The following is an 18,391-nucleotide window of genomic DNA, read 5'->3' on the forward strand; positions in this document are numbered from 1 at the left end:
CCGCCGCTCAGCCGTCCGGCCGCGGGAGGGGGGTCGCCGCCGCCCAGCGCGCGACACAGCCCCGCTCCTCCTCGGTCATCTCCAGCATGTCGGCCACCATCCCGTCCAGGTGGCGCCGGGCGTCGGCCGGCAGGCCCGCGTTCGCCGGGCCGAGCTCCCGTCCGAGCGCGTCGAGCGCCGCGATCAGGCCGGCTCCCGCCGGCGGAGGCGCAGGGATCGCACGCAGGTGCGCAATCTTCACCTGCGGCATGCCCTCGCGCGCGTCCCGGTGACGCGTGTAATGCCACCAGCGGACGGGAGAGGAGTTGAGGTAACAGAGCAGCGCGAACTCGCTCCAGGTGGCGTCGGAGAAGCCGGCCAGGATCGAGTTGCGGAACGGGAGGCCGTCGCTCAGCGCGGCGATCGGATAGCGGGCGGTCTGGCGGATGAGCAGCCGCACCGCCTTCCAGTCCTCGTCCTTCCGGAAGCGGCCCTTCACGCCGGCGCGATCGACGTGGTGGCGCGGCGCGCGCGCGATCAGCTCGCCCACGTCGGTGCCCTCCCGGATGGGGCAGGTGTACGGCGGCTCCGGGGCGTCCGCGCGCCGGATGCGCTCGGCGTCCTCGGCCGTCGTCTGAAACCCGCGCTCGCCGAACAGGGCCGCCGGCAGCGGGGGCAGCGCGCCGAGCCGCTCGAGGAGCCGGCGGGACACGACGTCGAGATCCGAACGCGCGAGCGGCCACGAGGCGGCCTCCGCCGCCCGCGGGGCGGCCAGGGCGAGGCGGGTCGAGAGGAGGCCCATGCACGGCTGGAACACGCCGTCGAAGGCGTCGCTGCCGAAGCTCGGAAGATCGGAGTCCACGGCGCAGAGCGCGTCGTGCGCCCGCCGCGTCGGGCCGTATCCATCGAGATCCGACACCGACGTCGGGATGACGAGGCCGAGCCGCCCGCCCGGCCGCAGCAGCGACGCGGCCCTGTGCACGAACAGGCCGTGCAGCGATCGGTAGCCGTGGAACGCCGGGTTCCTCCGGAGGTGGAGGCGGAAGACCTCGGGCGCGATCGGCTGCGCCGCGCGGCCGACGTACGCGACCCAGGGCGGATTGCCGATCACGGCGTCGAAGCCCGGCTCGGGGCGATCGAAGACGCCGGGGAACGCGAGCTCCCAGTGCAGGAACCGGCGCTCCTCGGCGATACGCCGCGACAGCGCCGCCCGCGGATCGGCCGGCTCGCGCGCGGCGGCCATGTAGCGCGCGAACGTGGCTGGCGCCGGCGCCAGGGCCGCGAGCTCACCCGCCGGCGGCCAGAACCACAGGGCCATCCAGGCGTCGAGCGCCGCCTGATCCGCTCCCTCGGCGCCCTCGGGCCCGGCGCGGGGCGCTCCGGCGGCGCCTTCCGGCGGCGCACCCTCCGGCGGCGCGCCCTCCGGCGGCGCGCCCTCGGGCCGCGGGAGCGCAGGAGCCTGCCGCAGCAGGGCCCGCCGCGTTTGCCGCTCCCCGGGGCCTCCGGGCAGCCTCGCGGCGGACGGGAAGCCGCCGATCTCCGCGCGCTCGGCGCCGATGAGGCTATCGCCGCAGCGGAGCTTGCCGTCGAGGAAGCTCAGCGGGAGGCGCGCGTCCTGCACGACGAGCCACAGCGATAGCCTGGCGAGGTCGACCGCGAGCGGGTCGAGGTCGACGCCGTGCAGACAGCGCTCCGCCACGAGCGCCATGGCGCGAGGGAGCGGCGGCTCGCCGGGGGCGAGGGGCGGCGCCGCGCCGGCGCTCTGCCATGCGTCGACGAGGCGCGCGGCGAGCTGGCGGCACGCCTCCACCAGGAACGCGCCGGACCCCATCGCGGGATCACACACGGCGAGCGCGAGGACATCCGCGGGCGCCGCCGGCCGGCCGTCCCTACCGAGCAGCGGCGACAGCGTGCGCTCGACGACATGCGACGTGATCTCCCGCGGCGTGTAGTACGAGCCCGCGCGCCGCCGGAGCTGCCCGGGCTGGAGGTAGAGCGCGCCCCGCGCGATCCGGTCTGGCTGCCGCGGGGACGCGCGGCGCGCGAGCGCCTGCGACAGCTCGTCCAGGCTGCCGGCCGCGGCGACGCGCGCGGCAGGCCGCGCGCCGAGCTTCAGGTCCGCCGCCGCCTCGAGCCGCGCGAGCCGGTCACGGCCGGGGAGGGCGAGGAGCGCCTCGAGATCCACGACGACGTGCGACGGCAAGAGCGCCATCGACTCGCCCTCGGCGACCTCGAGGTCGAACGCGAGGAGGCCCTCGTAAAGCGTGCCGAGGTGCTCGACCTCGAGCTCGCCGTAGCGCAACGGCACGCCGTCGTGCACGAGGAGCGCCGAGAGCACCCGGTGGAGCGCGCCGTCGCTGAGCCACGGTCTCCCCTCCAGGAAGGGATGGGCGTCCGGATCGCAGAGGCCGCCGCGCGCGCCCCCGGGGCCGCGATCGCGGAGCGCGCGGAAGAGCGCCGCGATCCTCGCCCACGCGCCGTGACGGCGCTCGAGGTCGTCTCCCTGCCGTCGCCGTTCTTCCTGGAGATCCTCGAAGAGCCGTGCGAGCGGCGCGCCGCCGCCTTCCACGCCCGCGAGCAGGCCGCGCGCCTCGGCGTAGAGGAGGAAGATGAGCCGCATCAACGCGGACACGAGGCCGGCGCGGAGGCGCCGCCGCCCTTCGGCGGAGCCGGCGCACGCGACGTCGCCGCCCTGCGGATCCGCCGCCTGGAAGCCGCGGAGGACCTCGCCGAGCGCGCCCTGCGCCTGCTCGCGGAGCTGCCGCGCCACGCCGTCGGCGGGCGGCGCGGATCCATCGAGGGGCGCGCCCGCTCGCTTCGCGGCGCCGCGCGGGGCGAAGGCGCCGCCCCGTTCACGGTCACGGCCCAGGGCGGCGCTGAGCTGAGGGCATTCCGAGGACACGCAGGTTCCGCAACAGCATTGCGGATGGGACCGGGTGCATGCAAGCGCCCCGGCGCGGCGTCGCGCCGGCCCGCGCCGGGCGCGCCGCCGCGCGAACCTCCGCGGCGGGAGGAACGCCGAGAGAAGACCTCCATGTCCTGACCCTCCGGCGGTCTCGGCGCTCGCCGGTGTCGCTCCTCGCGCCGCGCGGCGCCGTGGAGAGGAGTCCTTCCTCGCCTGGAGGTCCTCCCCCAGCACGGTTTACCGAGATCCTCGTGAAAGCATCTCTCCCACGCCCCATCGAGGTACGGTTCGTGCCGCACGCTCGAGAATGAATCCTGAGCTGTTCGAACGATACGCACTCGCTCATTCACGCAATTCACGCTCTGGCTCGGTGGCGCGGCGCGGCGCCCTGCTCGCCGCGCTCCTGCTCGGGATCTCGGCGTGCCACGACGCCGGCGAGACGCCGGTGCAGGAGCCCACCGGCGCGATCACCGGCGGGATTGACCTCTATTCCGGCATTCCCCAGGACGGCATCGTCCTCGGGGAGCCGAGCGCGCCGATCACGCTTGTCGAGTTCTCGGATCTGCGTTGCTCGCATTGCCGGGATTACGGGCTCGAGATCTTGCCGGTGATCCTCGAACGCCATGTGAGGACGAAGCAGGTGAAGCTCGTATTCCGGAATCTCGCGTTCCTCGGTCCGAGCTCCGTGCAGGCCGCGCGCATGGCCGCCGCGGTCGGGATGCAGGATCGGCTCTTTGATTTCGTCGACCGCTTCTTCCGGCTCCAGGCGCGCGAGCGCCCGGTGATCACGGACGAGCTGCTGTTGCGCGTCGCCTCCGAGGTGCCGGGCGTGGACGCGGAGCAGGCGATGGCGCAGCGCGACAGCCCGGAGGTCCTGCAGCAGCTCGAGGCCGCGCGGGCCGAGGCGGCGGCTCTCCAGGTCCGGGGCGTGCCGGCGCTGTTCCTGATCCGGGAGGGGCAGGAGCCCCTCCGGCTCCGCCTCACCTCGATGTCGCCGGAGCCGATCTCCCGCGCGATAGAGCAGATCATGCTCGATCCGCAGCCGCCCGGGTGAACCGCCGCGACCGCCGCGATGCCGCGATGCCGCGATGCCGCAGGCGCACCGCCGCGACCGCCGCGCCGAGCGCCTCGCGCGCTTTTTGGTACGCTCGCGCGGGGATGACCGCATCGCCGCTCGTGTTCCCTCCCCGCCCCCCCTCGCTGCGCGGCCGCCGCCGCGAGCTCGCGACGCTCCTGGCGACGGTCCGCGCGTCGCGCCCGACCCGCGTCGCGCTCGTCGGCACCGGCGGCAGCGGCAAGTCGACGCTCGCGTGCGCGCTCGGGCACAAGCTCGCGCGCGAGCTCCCCGGCGGGATCCACTGGTTCCGGGTCGGCGCGTGGGACGCGCGCACGCTGCGCGGCATGCTCTCGCTCCGCTTCGGGGCAGGGCCGTCGCCGTCGCTGCCCGCGCTGCGGAGCCGCCTGCGGGCGCTCGGGGAGATGCTGATCGTGCTCGACAACCACGAGCACGACCGCGCCGTCGCCGAGCTGCTCGACGATCTCCGCGACGAGGCGGTGACCTGGGTCATCACGGCGCGGCGCTGCCTCGTCGCCGGCGTCTCCATCTTTCCGGTCATCGCGCCGCTCGTGACCTCGGGGCGGAGCCCCTTCCCCGCGGTCGCCTCGCTGACCCGCCTGCTCCGCTGGAACCCGGTCTCCCTGGAGCTCGCCGACGCGATCGTCGGCAGCGGCGCGGCCGACGTCGCCGAGCTCCACCGGTGGCTCGTGGCGGGCGGCGTCGACCGCGTGCGGGTCATCGATCACGAGGACGACCTCCCCGAGGTCGGCCTGCTCGTCGCGTGGGCTTTCCGCGGGCTCTCGCCGCCGGCGCGGCGGATGCTCGCGGTGCTGGCGCACTCGAACGGCGACCACATCGACGAGGGCTCCCTCGCCGAGCTCGCGCGGGCCGGGCGGCGCGCCGGCGACGCGCTGGCCTCGCTGCGCCGCTTCCGGCTGGTGCAGGAGCCGTTCGCGGGCCGCTTCGCGCTGCACGCGACGGTGCGCCACGCCGTGCTGAAGCGCACGCAGATGGATCAGCGCCGCTTCTTCGAGCACTACATGGCGCTCCTCGAGCGCTCTCCGGAGCGGCTCGACCTCGAGCAGACCCACCTGTTCGCGGCCATGGACTTCGCGCACGACGCCGGGAGCGTCGCGGCCGCGCTCCGCGTGAACGATCTGCTGTCGCGGCTCTCGCTCTGACACCCGCGCCGGCTCCGGGAGCCCGGCGCGAGCGTGCATGGGCGATGGGCGCGCGCTCGCCGCTCCTCCCTGCTCGACCCCGCTCGACGTCAGGTCACCGCGGCGCTTCCGGGCCCCCCACGTGCTGGCGGCAGAGCTCGACGAGGCGCTTCAGCACCCACTGCCCCGCGGGCCCCTGCACGAGGCCCGGCCTGTGGACCACGGCGAGCGGCAGGACGTGCTCGTCGTCCCCCCACGCCGCCGGCCGGATCCGCACCAGGCGCCCGGCGTTGAGGTCGTCGCGGATCATGTGCTCTGGCAGGTTCCCCCAGCCGAGCCCCGCGCACAGGAGCTCTCGCTTGGTCTGGAGATCCACGACGCGCCAGGTGCGGGGGGACAGGACGGCCTGCTCCGGCGAGCGCGCTCCGCCGCGCTCGCTCAGCACGATCTGCACGTGCTCTCGCAGCTGCTCGGTCGCGACACGCGCGCCGCGCGGCGCCGCGGCGGCGAGCGGGTGTGCCTCGCCGACGACCGCGACCATGCGCACCGACGTGAGGTGCTGGCGCTCGAGCCCCTGGGCCGTCGCCGCCGGCCCCACGACCCCGAGCTGGCATGTCCCGTCGAGGACGCGATCGGCGACGGCGGCCATGGTCTCGGTGTGGACGACGAGCTCCACCGTGGGGTAGGCGCGCGCGAACTCGACGCAGAGATCGACGAGCGCGGACAGCGGAAAGATGGCGTCGACGCACAGCGAGACGAGCGGGTCGAGGCCGCCGGCGAGCCGCTGCGCCGCGCTGCTGAGGGCGTCCGCGTCGGCGCACACCCGCCGCGCGGCGCCGAGCAGGACGCGGCCGTGCTCGGTGAGCGCCGGGATCCTCGTCGACCGGTCCCAGAGGGCGATCCCGAGCTGGCTCTCCAGGTTGGCCATCGCGTGGCTCACGGCCGACTGGACGCGCCGGAGCTTCCTTGCCGCGGCCGAGAAGCTGCCCTCGTCGGCGACCGCGATGAACGTGCGCAGCTGTTCGAGCGTGATGGAGTCGTGCACCGCGCTTCACCATGCCACGGCGCGGCGCAGCGCGGTTCGGTCGTAGGGGTGCGTGCGCGCGTGCATGCGCGCGTGCGCGCCAGAGATCGCGGGCCCTCTGCGCTGGTGATGTCCCTGAAAGCGGCGCGGCGGCCGGGGCAGGCGAGGAGCGTTTTCCCAAGGGGTCTACCCTCCAGCGGGCCCGCGTCGTCCGCGGGAAGGTAGACCCCTTTTTCTCACGCTCCTCGCCTGCCCCGGCCGCCGGCCGCGCGCTCAGCCGAGCGCGCTCGTCACAGCTTGAAGCAGGCCGACCCGCCCGTCAAAGCGCCGGCTTGGCGTTCTTCACGCACTCCACGAAGTAGTCGTGGAACCACTGCCCCGCCTGCGGTGCGCGCGTGTCCGCGTTCTCCTTGCCGCAGAACAGGTCGTAGCGCGGCTGGCCCTCCTGGCCCACGCCGTCGGAGTCACCCGGCGGCTTGACCCACACGAAGGCGTCGAGGTTCGTCGCGCCGCCCGGGTTGGCCCTGGGCCGCTCGCCCATACCGGCGCCGATGTTGTTGCACCAGTAGCCCCAGTCCTCCCGGATGTTGCCGACGCCGTTGCGGCTCGTGTCGATGATGAAGTGCTTGTCGCCGAGGCCCTCGGCCGCGAGCGCCGAGGCCATGGCATCGACGTAGTCGAACTCGCCGAAGCAGGGATTGTCCTGCTGATCGTAGCTCTCCGAGCTGTAGCTGAGCTGCGTGTAGTTCGCCACGTTGGTCGCGAAGCCGCGGACGTTGGCCGGGCTGCCGGCGGCCTTGATGACCTCGGCGAAGATCTGGGCGCCCTTCTTCTGGTTGTCAGGCCACCCGAGCCAGCCCGAGTGCGCCGCGTCGATGTACTGGTACACGTGCGGCATGTTGAGCTCCTTGAGCGTGTGCGCGACGTTGTCCCGGTAGGACTGCGCCGTCGTCTCGTCGCATCGCTTCCCGCCCAGGTTCGTCGCGATGTTGGGGAGCGAGTCGGGCTCGATGACCGCGGCGATGCGCTGACCCGAGTGAGCGGCGAGGATCTGCTTGATCGGGGCGATGTACTCTTCCCGGTACCGCTGGGTGCCGTTTTGATCGAGGTGGAGCTCGCCGTTCGACGCCTCGGCGAAGCAATCGCGGTTCGGAAGGTCGTAGATGACGATGAGCGCAGTGACCGGCTCGCAGAGCTCGTTCTGGAGCTTGAGCGCCGCGTCGAGGTAGGCCGGGAGCTCCTTGATCGCCTCGATCCGGTCGAGCCAGAACGCCGTCTGGATCTGCTTGACCTTCTCCATCTTCGCCTTCAGGGCCGTATCGGTCACCTGCGCGATCGACGAGTCGACCTTCTTGACGTAACCGGGGTCCACGAACAGGTGCCCGCCCGCGAACGGGTTGCCGCTGGGCGCCGCGATGTCGACCGCGGGGGAGCAGTTGCCGCCGCCCGAAGCCGCGCTGGTCGTCGGATCGACGGTGCCGGTGCTCGTCGTCGTCGGGTCGACGGTGCCGGTGCTCGTCGTCGTCGGGTCGACGTTGCCGGTGCTCGTCGTCGTCGGGTCGACGTTGCCGCTGCTCGTCGTCGGGTCGACGTTGCCGCTGCTCGTCGGGTTGCCCGCGCCGACGCCGCTGCCGCTGGTGTTGCCGCCCGTGCCCCCCGCCGTCGTGTTGTCACCACCCCCGCCGTCCCCGCACGCCGCGAGCGCGAGGATGACCGCAACCGACGTTGCCAACCCCAGCTGATGCGCATTCCTTCTCAGCATATTAAGCCTTTCATTACTTCAATGAAGAAACCAGGCCAATTCAACGCGTCAAATAGCGGGCCGAATTTAGACCGAAGGCCCCTCTGGAGCAAGGACAAACGACGGCTATCCCACGCCAGAGCGGCTACATCGTAGTACGTCGTACAGGTATTTTTTCACATCAGCTAGAACGTCCGACACCTCTCGACGCGCGTCACGCGTGCGTTTTGCTGCCCTTGCCGTGCCCATCCCCTGCCCTTCCCTTGCCGCCCCCGCGCGCGGGGGGGCGGCGGTTCTGCAAGGGGAGAACGCACCGGCCACGGGTTACGGGGGCGTACGCCGTCCATTCAACGCAACGCGCAATCACCACGACTCCACAGCTTGGGTTGAAGCACGGCTGGGTCCGGATGTGACACGGCAGACGAATAGAAGGGTTTCAGTTCTATTTCCAAGCTTGTCAGTGGCGACAAACTTCGCCTCTCCGAGCGATGACACACACCGGGGCTTCTGCTCGGAGCTCCGCGCCTGGCGTCATGCGAGGTGGCGACGCACAGCGCCATGGCGCGTCCGATGTCGAGGTGCGGAGTGCGCCGCTCGCCGGCGTCGCGCGCCCGGACCTTCCCCCGGCCGAGATGCATGGCGTGACAGCGGGCGAGATCCCGAGCCGCGTCGGGCGCGTGTCGCGGGGCGCCGTCGCGGCGCGTTGCCGCCATCAGGCCGTCACGGAGGGCTTTCTGGCCGACCGTCGCCGATCGGTTAGGCTTCCGTCCCCCTTCGTGCAGAGCTGCCCATGCGCTTCGCGGTCTTCTCGCTGATCCTCGCCCTCGTCCTCGGCGTCCTGGGCCTGTACGTGCACCGGCGCGCCTCCACGCTGCTCGGCCTCGGTGTGCGCGCCCGGCGCGCGCTGGCGTGCCTGCTGGCCGCCGGCATCATCGCCATGGTCTCCGCGCGGTTCGGGCGCGGCGCGCTGCCCGACGGCGTGCTCCGCGGGATGGGGCTCGGCGGGAGCACGCTCTCGCTGGGCGTCTTGATCTCCGCGGTCCTGCTCGCCGTCGTGGACCTCGGTCGGCTGATCGCGCGGCTCGGGCGCGCCGCGCTCGGGCGCGCGACGGCGGCCGCGCCCGCGGACGGCGGGGACGCCCGCGCCGCCGACACGGCGCCCCACCCCGCGGAGCAAGGAGCGCAGGAGGACGGCGGCCCCGCGGCCCTGCCGCTCCCGCCGCCGGTCGAGCGGCCGGCGATCGCCCGCCGCGACTTCCTCGCGACCGGGGCCGCTGGCTCCGCCTTCCTCATCGGCGGCGGCAGCGCTGTGTATGGCGCGCTGCTCGGGCGACACGACTACACCATCGAAGAGGTCGCCATCCCGATACCGGGCCTGCCGCGGAGCCTGGACGGGTTCACCATCGTGCAGCTGTCCGACATCCACCTCGGGCTGTTCGTCGGCGAGCCGGAGATGCGCGCCGCCGAGGATCTCGTGCGCGAGGCCCGCGGCGATCTCGTCGTGATGACGGGTGATCTCGTCGATTTCGATCCGAGGTACGCCGATCACCTCGGGCGCCTCACGCGGAGGCTCGGCCCGCTCGCCCGGCATGGCGTCGCGGCGATCCCGGGCAACCACGACCACTTCGCCGGCATCGACGCGGCGCTGGGCGCGCTGGAGCGCGGCGGCGCCCGGGTGCTGAGCAACCGCGGGTGCGTCGTGGGTGGGCCCGGCGGCGCCTTCGCGCTGCTCGGCGTCGACGACGTGTGGGCGCGAGGGCGGGTCCCCGGCGGCGGTCCGGACCTCGGCCGGGCGATCGCGGACGTGCCCCGCGATCTGCCGCGCGTGCTGCTCTGCCACAACCCCGTGTTCTTCCCGGACGCGGCCGGAGAGGTGGCCTTGCAGCTCAGCGGCCACACCCACGGAGGCCAGATCAACCTCCTCGTGCGGCCCGCCGATCTGCTGCTCCCCCACGGCTACGTCGCCGGGCTCTACCAGCGTGGCGGTTCGCATCTCTACATCAACCGCGGCTTCGGCACCGCCGGGCCGCCCGCTCGCGTCGGAGCGCCGCCCGAGGTGAGCCGCATCGTCCTCGTCGCCGCCTGACGTCACCACCCGACGCCGTCCCCGTCGAGCTCGCATGGCGAGCGGACGGTCGAGCCCGGCGTCGAGCCGCGGAGAGCCGCCGCGATCGCCCGGGCGCTCGCGGGTCTCCGGGAGTGGCGTGTTCTCCGGTTCTTGATTCCCGTGCTGAGGGTGTCCACCCTCCGATGTGCGATGAGCGCAACACGTGCGGCACGTCGACACGCGCTGACCGCCCCGCGCCCCCGGCGGGCGCTCCTCCTCGGGATCGCGCTCGCGATCGGCGCCGAGGGGTGCGCGCGAGCGCCGCTCGCCGCGCCTCTCGGCCGTGTCGGCCGCAGCGATCCGCCCGCCGCCGAGCAGGAGCGCGGGCGCGGGTTGGAGAGCGCGCCTCCGCCTGCGCCGGAGCCTCCGCCGGCCGCGGACGAGCCCGAGCTCATCGCGCTCGAGGTCCCGGACTTCGGCCCCGCGGTGGTCGTGACGCCGCGAGGCAAGGGGCCGCGGCCCCTGCTCGTCGTCGCGCACGGCGCGGGTGATCGGCCCGAATGGCACTGCGACATCTGGCGCGGGATCGTGAGGGGGGCCGGCTTCGTGCTCTGCCCGCGCGGCAAGCCGATCGACGTCCGGGCGCCGGACGCCGGGCGGATCTTCTACTACCCGGACCATCACGCGCTGAGCCGCGAGGTCGCCGCGGCGGTCTCGGCGCTGTCGGCGCGCTTCGGGGATCGGGTGGATCTCCGCGACCCGATCTATGCGGGGTACTCGCAGGGGGCGATCATGGGCGCGCTGCTCCTGCCCGGGCATCCCGCCCGCTTCGCGCGGGCGGCGCTGATCGAGGGTGGATACGGCAGCTTCGACGAGTGGACGCCCGGCGCCGCCCGGCGCTTTCGCGGGGGCGGCGGGGCGCGGGTGCTGCTCGCGTGCGGGCGGGCCGACTGCGCGGCGCAGGCGCGCAAGACGCGGGAGGTGCTCGAGCGCGGCGGCGTCACGGCGCGCGTCGTCCACGCCGTGGGCGCCGGCCACACCTACGGCGGCCTGATGGAACGCGCGCTCCACGAGGCGTACCCGTGGGTCGTCGAGGGTGATCCCCGCTGGCTCGACGGCGGCGCCGCGCCGCCCGCGGACGCTGCCGCGCCTCCCACGGACGGGGACGCGCCGCCCGCGGACGCCGCCGCGCCGCCCGGCGGGGCCGGCGCCCGCTCATCAGGCCGCGGCGGCGATGCTGCGCGCGCGCTCGGCCAGCCCCTGGACGACGGAGTGGAAGCTCCGCAGCTGCCTCACCTTGCCCTCGCCGAAGCGCCGCTCGATGCCGCGCCGGAGCGCCGGCACCCTCGCGGTCCCGCCCGTGCAGCACACGACGTCGATGCCGTCGAACGACAGGCCCGCGTCCGCCACCGTCCGGTCGAGCGCGCCGAGGACGGCGTCGATCTGCCGCTCGCTCCCGGCCTCGAACTCCTCCCGGGTGATGCGCTCGCGGATGTGCATCGACGGGTAATCGAAGCGGAACTCCGTGGCCGCCTCGCCGGACAGCGCGCACTTGCTGCGCTCGATCTCCTCGAAGAGCCGGAACGCCAGCGAGTCCTCCACGAGGCAGAGCAGGTGGTCCATGCGCTGCCGATCCTCCGGCCCGAGGGACCACGCCTTCACGTCGCGGAGGAAGGCGAGGACGTCGCGGTGCTGGAGCACCGTCATGTCGGCCGGTGAGCAGAGCTTCTCGGCGATGGATCGCGGCATGGTCAGCTGGTTCGAGCCGAGCGGGACGCGGTAGGTGACCTCCGCGCCGAAGTGGCGGGCGATCTTGTGGCGCATGAGGCTGCCGTCGAGCGCGTCCCCCGCGACCGAGACGCCGCCGAGCGACAGCACGTCGGACGGGGAGAACCCCTCCGGCCGCATCCGGACGATCGTGTAATCGGACGTGCCGCCGCCGAAATCGGCGACGAGGACGACGGCCCCGCGGTCGAGCTCCAGGTGGAAGTCGTGCGCGGCGGCGACCGGCTCGGGGCAGAACGAGACCTCGCGGAAGCCCGCGATGCGCGCCGCCCGCTCGAGGCGCTCCTCGGCGAGCCGATCGTCGGCCGGCTCGGCCGAGAACTTCGCCGGCCTGCCCAGCACGACGCGCGCGACGTCGGCGTCGAAGTGGCGGTTCGCCTGCTCGCGCATCTCCCGGAGGAAGCGGCCGATCAGGTCCTCGATGGTCACGACCCGGTGCCCGATCTGCGTGCCGGAGAAGCTGCGATCGGGCAGGTATTTCTTGATCGAGCGGATGAAGCGGCCCTGCATGCCGTTCGCGACGAAGTCGCTGATCGCCGCCGCGCCGCAGGAGAACCGCTCCTGCCCGAAGAACAGGAGGCTCCGGAGGACGGTCGGATCGGCCGCCGCGGCGTCGAGCGGGATGGGCGGGCAGGTCGCCTCCGCGCTGGCCGCCGAGAGCAGCGAGTTGGAGGTACCGAAATCGACGGCATACACCTCGGGCCTGAATCGTGCGGACATGAGCTCGCCTCCTCGTGGGGTGCTTCGCGGGCACGCGGATCTGGCCGAGAGAGCCACCTATTTACAAGCTATCGAATGCATGAGAGAATGGTGACGGGCTCGCGGGATGAGCAGAATTTGCCGACCTGCCCGCTTCTGGAGCGGTTGCCACCCCTTTGGTACCCGCGACGCAGAGCGGCGGTCTCCCGCACAGGAGACGGGCCCAGATCGGCGTTTTCGGCGCGGAAGCGCACTCCTGTGCGCTGAGCACCGAAAACGACGAGATGGGCCCGTATCCGAAGCGGGTGACCGCCGCTCTACGACACGCGGGTCACGCGCCGCAGCGCCACGGTGAGCGCGACGAGCGCGATCAGGGTCGGCACGGCGATCACGCCGACGTCGATCCAGCCGAGCCACTCGGCCGGGTCGAGGCCCAGGGTGGGGATCGGCAGCGCGAACGCGTTGTAGGCGGCGGCGCCGAGCGCGAGGACGCCGCACGAGACGAACAGCCACACGAGCGCGCCCAGGAGGCCGTGGCCGAGGCGCTCCATGGCCGGCGCGCTCCGCCAGCGGCCGACGAGGACCCGGAGGGTGGCGACGAGGGCGATGAAGGCCAGCGCTCCCGCGGCGCCCGCGGCGAGGAGGACCTCGCTCTGGCTGAGCGCCCGCCGCTCGGTGACGCCGTAGACCCTGCGGAGGACCATCGCGGCGCTGGTGAAGACGGCCGCGCCCGCGGCGAGGCTCACGGCGATGGACAGCAGCGACGCGACGGGGCGAGCGCGCCGCGCCTTGCGCGTCACGTCGTCCGCGCTCTGGCCCTGGGCGTTCGGGATGACGACCGTGGCCCGCTCGTCGTTCGGGGCGCCCTCGGTCGCCGCGACGCCCACGCCGAGCGCGCGGGAAGGCGCGAGCGGATCCTGCAGATCGAAGTCCGCGAGCAGGCGATCGAGCTCCTGGGCGGACGGCGGCCGGTCCTCGCGCGCCCGGGCCATGGCGCGCTGGATCAGCGCCTCGAGCCCCTCGGGGATGGTCTTGTCGATGTCGCGCGGGCGCCGGGGGTCCTCGGTGAGCAGGCGGAGCATGGTCCGCGTCGGCTCCTCCTCGGGGAAGGGCCGCTCGCCGGTCAGCATGCGGTACAGCACGGCGCCGACCGCGTAGATGTCCGCGCGCGAGTCGACGTCGGCCGAGCCGCGCGCCTGCTCCGGCGCCATGTACTGGGGCGTGCCGACCACCGAGCCGGTGCGCGTGAGGTCGGCGCCGTCGAGCACCTTGGCGACCCCGAAATCGAGGATCTTCACGTGGACGCTGCCCCCTTCGCGCCGCATGAGGAACAGGTTCGACGGCTTGAGATCGCGGTGGACGACGCCGGTCGCGTGGGCCGCGGCCAGGCCGCGGCAGACCTGGCGCGAGATCGTGATGGCGGTGGGGAGCGGCAGCTTGCCGACCTGGTCGAGGAGGCCGCCGAGGTCCTCGCCCTTGAGCAGCTCGGTCACCATGCACGGGCGCCCGTCCTTGAGGCGGACGACGTCGACGACGTCGATCACGTGCTCGTTGCCGACGCGCGCGATCGTCTGCGCCTCGCGCTCGAAGCGCGCCATCGCCTCCCGGTGGCTGGCGAAGTGCTCGTGCGGCACCTTGACAGCGAAGCGCTTCGGCAGGCGGATGTGCTCGGCGACGTAGACGCGGCCCATGCCGCCCGCGCCGATCACGCCGGTGATGCAGAAGCTGCCCGCGAGCAGCTCGCCGACCATCGGGTCGGTCGCGGTCACGCCCTGGAGCTCCAGTGCCGTCGCGTCGATGGGGCAGACGAGGAAGTCGAGCGGGTACCGGACGCCGCACACGGGACAGCGTCGGGTGGGCCTCTCCGGGGGTACCTGCTGCCGTGCCTGGTCCGGGGCGGCTTGCCTGGCTAGGTCGGCCATCGACGGCGAGTCTAGACGAGAAGCGGGTTCCGGGCGCGACGGATCGGCCCCCCCGAGGCTGACGCAGGGCGACGCCGGAGAGGCCCGCCGGCGGCCTGGCGGCGGCGCGTCCCGGTGTCACATGGGCATGGCCTGGAGGCCCACCTGGCCGGGCCTCGTCGCGTCGATGCCCACCCGTGGGGAGCTGTCGCCTTCGCTGGCTGCGCCGATGGGCGGGTGGTCCCGGACCAGCGAGCGAACGCCGGAGGAGCACACGACACGCGCCGCGATCTGCGCGTCATCCGAGGGAACCTGATCGCCGTGAAGGTGGAAGTCTTCAGTGGCCTCCCTCCTGTCCTCCTGGGGGCACTCTGGATGGCGGACACCGGTGGACACGTAACCTCACGACGTCCGTTCGAGCGGGCAAGGAGGGGAATCGCGGCACGGAGTACGGGTATCGAGCAGGACCTGACAGATCCTTCATCTCGTCGGCATTTTTTAGAGAAATATTGAACAGGGAGGCGGGGAGACGGGGAGACGGGGAGATTGATGGGATTTTATTCTTCTTCTCCCCGCCTCCCCGTCTCCCTGTGAATTCTCCCGGACTATTCGAGGGGATGCTTCAGGACCAGGCCACCTCGGAGCTCAGGCAAGGCCCGAGCCCTCTGCAGGTGCGGCTTCACCGCGCGCATGACGTGACGGACGCGACGGACGCGACGAAGGAAGCCTGGCGCGAGCGTTGTGCTGATGGGCCCGCTGGGGTATAGCGAGCTTCGATGGCATCTTATCACGGCGCCCCGACCGACGTCGCCTCGGTCCTTCGCCAGGTCCGCAGGCCCAGGCGGGCGGTCGTCACCGCAGGCATGCCCTACGCCAACGGGATGTTGCACCTTGGGCACCTCGCGGGGGCGCACGTCCCTGCGGACATCCACGCGCGGTGGCTAGGCCTTTTGATCGGCCGCGAGAACGTCCTCTTCGTCTGCGGCACCGATGATCACGGCTCCGCCAGCCAGATCGCGGCGCGGCAGGCCGGGGTGTCGATACGCGAGTTCATCGACGGCGTCCACGAGAAGCAGCGCGCGAGCCTCCGGCGGTATGACATCGATCTCGACGTCTACTCGGGGACCTCGCGGCCGGAGTGCCTCCCGATTCAGCAGGAGCTCGCGCACGGCTTCCTCCGGCGCCTTCACGAGAACGGCCTCCTGGAGAAGCGCACGAGCAGCCAGTGGTTCGATCCGGAGCTCCAGTGCTTCCTCCCCGACCGCTTCGTGCGCGGGCGCTGCCCCAACCCGAAGTGCGACAACGCAGACGCGTACAGCGACGAGTGCGACCGCTGCGGTCACCAGCACGCGCCCTCACAGCTCGGCAGTCCGCGCAGCGCGCTCAGCGACACCACGCCGGTGATGCGCGACACAGCGCACTGGTGGCTCGACATGTGGGCCGTGTCCGAGACGCTCCGGGGCTGGATCCAGGGCAAGCAGGGCGCGTGGCGCCCGGCGGTGCTCGCGGACGTGCTGAACACCGTGATGCCGTCGCTCCGCTTCGAGGCCGACCTCGCCCCGACCTACAAGGAGATCAAGGCGTCGCTGCCGAAGCACAAGGCGAAGTTCACGCAGGATCGCAAGGTCCTGCTGCAGCTCGGCAGCAAGCCGGAGATGGAGGAGGCGCGCGCCGCCCTCTCGCGCCATGGCGTCCCCAGCGAGCCCGTCGAGGACTGGGCTCATCGCGCCATCACCCGCGACGTCGCCTGGGGGCTCTCCTTGCCGGTGGATCTCGATCCGGAGCTCTGCGGCAAGACGCTCTATGTCTGGCCCGACTCGCTGATCGCGCCCATCGCCTTCTCGCAGGTCGCGCTCGCCCGAAGAGGCGTCGATCCGGCCCGGTACGTGGACTTCTGGTGTGATCCGGAGGCCAGGATCTACCAGTTCCTCGGCCAGGATAACGTCTTCTTCTACGTGCTCATGCAGGGCGCGATGTGGCTCGGTACGCAGCCCGATCCGCGCCGGATGCCGGCGCCCGGCGAGCTGCAGCTCACCGACGTCCTCGGGTGCTTCCACCTGCTCGTCGGGGGCGACAAGATGAGCAAGTCGCGCGGAAACTTCTTCACCGCCGATCAGCTCCTCGACGAGAAGGGGTATTCAGCGGACCAGATCCGTTATTACCTGGCGCTGCTCGGCCTCGCGGAGAAGCCGTCGAACTTCGATTTCGAGAAGCTCGACGAGCGCAACCGGTTCCTCGCCGGGCCGCTCAACGCGGCGTTCGAGCGGCCGATCTCCGCGGCGCACTCGAAGTTCGACGGGCGCGTGCCCCACGGCGCGCTGCTCGACAAGGTCGCCTCGGACACCCTCCGCATCGTCCAGCGCTACGTGCGCGCGATGGATCGCGCCGACTACCCGACGCTGCTCTTCGAGATCGAGAACTACGCGCGCGTCATCAACAGCCTCTTCGCGCAGTTCAAGCCGCACGACGACCGGCACCCGGAGGAGGGCCGCCGCGACGCCCTCTTCTCCTCGTTCTACGTGCTCAAGAACCTGATGATCATGCTCTACCCCTTCGTCCCGACCACGATGGATCGGCTGCGGGAATCGCTCCGGCTCCCGCCGGAGGTCTTCCGCCTCGAGGAGCTCGGCACCCCCATCCCCGCCGGGCACGCCATCGGTCCCAAGCAGGTCTACTTCCCGCCGGTGCCGGAGGAATAGCTCCGCGTGTCAGAAATCCCGCCAGAAACATCGGTCGATGACGAGCGGTCGCCGGAAACAGTAGCGATTTTCATGGTTTCCGCCTGTCTCCCCGCCCAGGGCGGCTCCGATGTGGCCCAACGGGGCGCCCTCCGTCGCCGCGTCGTCAACGGGGCCGCGTTCACTCCACAGTCTGCGGCGGCAGGAACAGGGTGGGCCGCCGGTGCCGGCGCTCGATCAGCGCGTAGGTAAAAGAAGCCGGATCGCAGCGCGAAGCAGTGTAGCGCAGCAAACCGAAAGGGTGGGACCGCGAGCGTCGTGAGCGTGGTCCGGGCGGCGCCGAGCGCGCTACGGGGCGCATCGGCGTGCCGTGGGCACACGTGTCCGTCCGGGCGTTGGTCTGGCCCGGGAGGCGCGTCGCGAGACGCTATGCGGCGTCACCGGGCGCCTTGCGGCGCAGAACGGTGCTCTTCCAGTACGGCGGCCGCCGCGTCGGCGCTGGGAGAGCGTGCTGGAACATCGGTCGGTTCGCCGAGCGCGGAGAGGAAGCGGGCGATGTTCCTTGGCTCGGTCACCATGGCGACGAGCTTCATCACGTCCCGTTCGCTGAGGATGCCGCTCGGGGACGAGTCGATGCTCACGAGCAACGCGCCCACGTGCCTCGCGCACATCAGGGCGGGCGGGTGGTCGGCATGATCTCGATCGGCGATCTCGTGCACTGGGCGAGCCGCGAGCAAGAGGCCGAGATCAAGATGCTCACCGAGTACGTACAGGGCGTATATAAGGGGCAATCCCCCGCGGCGGCCTCCAGCGGACGCGCGCGGGGCGCGTCCAGGGGGCGACGCGGCGATCGGCGAGAGCGCGCCCTGCGCTGGTATCGAGCAGTCCCTCAGCGGCCGCCGCACGGGCCATCCAGGACGGCGAGCCAGGCTCCGCCCTCGCAGACGAGGGCGACAGCTCTTCCGTGACTATCCTTGACGCAGACGTCCTCGTCCGTGTCGGCGCAGGCACAGCCGACCGCGCCGAGATCGTACGCCCTCTCGAGGTTCTGCGTGGGGCTGAAGCACACGGGAGGGAGAGGCGCGCACGGGCCATCCTCGACGGCGTCCCAGCGCCCGTCGTTGCAGACGAGGGCGACCCCGCGCCCGGTGCTGTCATCGACGCACACGTCCTCGTCCGCGTCGGTGCAGGCGCAGCCGACCGCGCCTGGCGCATACGCCGTGTCGAGGTTCTGCGTGGGGCTGACGCATTCGCCACCGTCCCCATCCACGGTACAGGAGAACATCTGCGCTGACAGGACCACACCGGCCAAGAGCCTTGCTGAGAGTTTCATAATTCACCCTTCTCTGCGCAACGGCATTGCAAGATGAGGGCCGCCGAAAAAAAGCCCGGGCACTCCAGCTCTTGCGTGTGGC

The 18,391-nt window shown here is 72.2% G+C and carries 11 protein-coding genes; 4 read left to right on the top strand and 7 right to left on the bottom strand.

The genetic code is table 11. The annotated features are described in order from the left end of the window. Positions 1-7: 7 nt before the first annotated feature. A complete protein-coding gene (locus tag WMF22_RS44105) occupies positions 8-2,881 on the bottom strand; it encodes an Eco57I restriction-modification methylase domain-containing protein (RefSeq protein ID WP_438033605.1) in 2,874 nt (957 codons plus the stop codon). A 373-nt stretch (positions 2,882-3,254) separates the two neighbouring features. On the opposite strand from WMF22_RS44105, the gene WMF22_RS44110 reads away from it, so the two are divergent. Continuing rightward, the gene (locus tag WMF22_RS44110; protein WP_437295897.1) at positions 3,255-3,938 is read left to right on the top strand and encodes a DsbA family protein; all 684 of its coding nucleotides are present in this window, start codon (positions 3,255-3,257) and stop codon (positions 3,936-3,938) included. 104 nt (positions 3,939-4,042) lie between these two features. Next, a complete protein-coding gene (locus tag WMF22_RS44115; RefSeq protein ID WP_437295898.1) occupies positions 4,043-5,122 on the top strand; it encodes a hypothetical protein in 1,080 nt (359 codons plus the stop codon). Positions 5,123-5,216: 94 nt separating this feature from the next. Here WMF22_RS44115 and WMF22_RS44120 read toward each other — a convergent pair whose 3' ends face one another. Together WMF22_RS44120 and WMF22_RS44125 are read right to left on the bottom strand one after the other, a co-directional pair. Continuing rightward, a complete protein-coding gene (locus WMF22_RS44120; RefSeq protein ID WP_437295899.1) occupies positions 5,217-6,146 on the bottom strand; it encodes a LysR family transcriptional regulator in 930 nt (309 codons plus the stop codon). Between the two features lie 298 nt (positions 6,147-6,444). Further along, positions 6,445-7,857 carry a glycoside hydrolase family 6 protein gene (locus WMF22_RS44125; protein WP_438033606.1) on the bottom strand — a complete coding sequence of 471 codons (1,413 nt, stop codon included), beginning with the start codon at positions 7,855-7,857 and terminating at the stop codon, positions 6,445-6,447. Between the two features lie 799 nt (positions 7,858-8,656). On the opposite strand from WMF22_RS44125, the gene WMF22_RS44130 reads away from it, so the two are divergent. Continuing rightward, a complete protein-coding gene (locus tag WMF22_RS44130; RefSeq protein ID WP_438033607.1) occupies positions 8,657-9,952 on the top strand; it encodes a metallophosphoesterase in 1,296 nt (431 codons plus the stop codon). A gap of 1,179 nt (positions 9,953-11,131) precedes the next feature. Here WMF22_RS44130 and WMF22_RS44135 read toward each other — a convergent pair. Next, a complete protein-coding gene (locus tag WMF22_RS44135; protein ID WP_438033608.1) occupies positions 11,132-12,418 on the bottom strand; it encodes an Hsp70 family protein in 1,287 nt (428 codons plus the stop codon). A gap of 296 nt (positions 12,419-12,714) precedes the next feature. Beyond that, a complete protein-coding gene (locus WMF22_RS44140) occupies positions 12,715-14,238 on the bottom strand; it encodes a serine/threonine-protein kinase (protein WP_438033609.1) in 1,524 nt (507 codons plus the stop codon). Positions 14,239-15,074: 836 nt separating this feature from the next. On the opposite strand from WMF22_RS44140, the gene WMF22_RS44145 reads away from it, so the two are divergent. Further along, positions 15,075-16,997: a methionine--tRNA ligase gene (locus WMF22_RS44145; RefSeq protein ID WP_438033610.1), complete on the top strand. Its 1,923-nt coding sequence runs from the start codon at positions 15,075-15,077 to the stop codon at positions 16,995-16,997. Between the two features lie 416 nt (positions 16,998-17,413). On the opposite strand, the gene WMF22_RS44150 is transcribed toward WMF22_RS44145, so the two are convergent. Then, on the bottom strand, positions 17,414-17,572 hold the full coding sequence (locus WMF22_RS44150) for a hypothetical protein (protein WP_438033611.1): 159 nt from the start codon (positions 17,570-17,572) through the stop codon (positions 17,414-17,416). Between the two features lie 293 nt (positions 17,573-17,865). Continuing rightward, positions 17,866-18,309, bottom strand: coding sequence for a hypothetical protein (locus tag WMF22_RS44155; RefSeq protein WP_437295905.1), 444 nt, complete (start codon positions 18,307-18,309; stop codon positions 17,866-17,868). Positions 18,310-18,391: the final 82 nt, after the last annotated feature.

Source organism: Sorangium sp. So ce204 (assembly GCF_051526795.1).
Taxonomy (GTDB): Bacteria; Myxococcota_A; Polyangia; order Polyangiales; family Polyangiaceae; genus Sorangium; species Sorangium cellulosum_B.

Coding starts and splice junctions, on each gene's coding strand:
- WMF22_RS44115 (WP_437295898.1), top strand. CDS start 4,043: ATGACCGCATCGCCGCTCGTGTTCCCTCCCCGCCCCCCCTCGCTGCGC.
- WMF22_RS44155 (WP_437295905.1), bottom strand. CDS start 18,309: ATGAAACTCTCAGCAAGGCTCTTGGCCGGTGTGGTCCTGTCAGCGCAG.
- WMF22_RS44130 (WP_438033607.1), top strand. CDS start 8,657: ATGCGCTTCGCGGTCTTCTCGCTGATCCTCGCCCTCGTCCTCGGCGTC.
- WMF22_RS44145 (WP_438033610.1), top strand. CDS start 15,075: ATGGCATCTTATCACGGCGCCCCGACCGACGTCGCCTCGGTCCTTCGC.
- WMF22_RS44135 (WP_438033608.1), bottom strand. CDS start 12,418: ATGTCCGCACGATTCAGGCCCGAGGTGTATGCCGTCGATTTCGGTACC.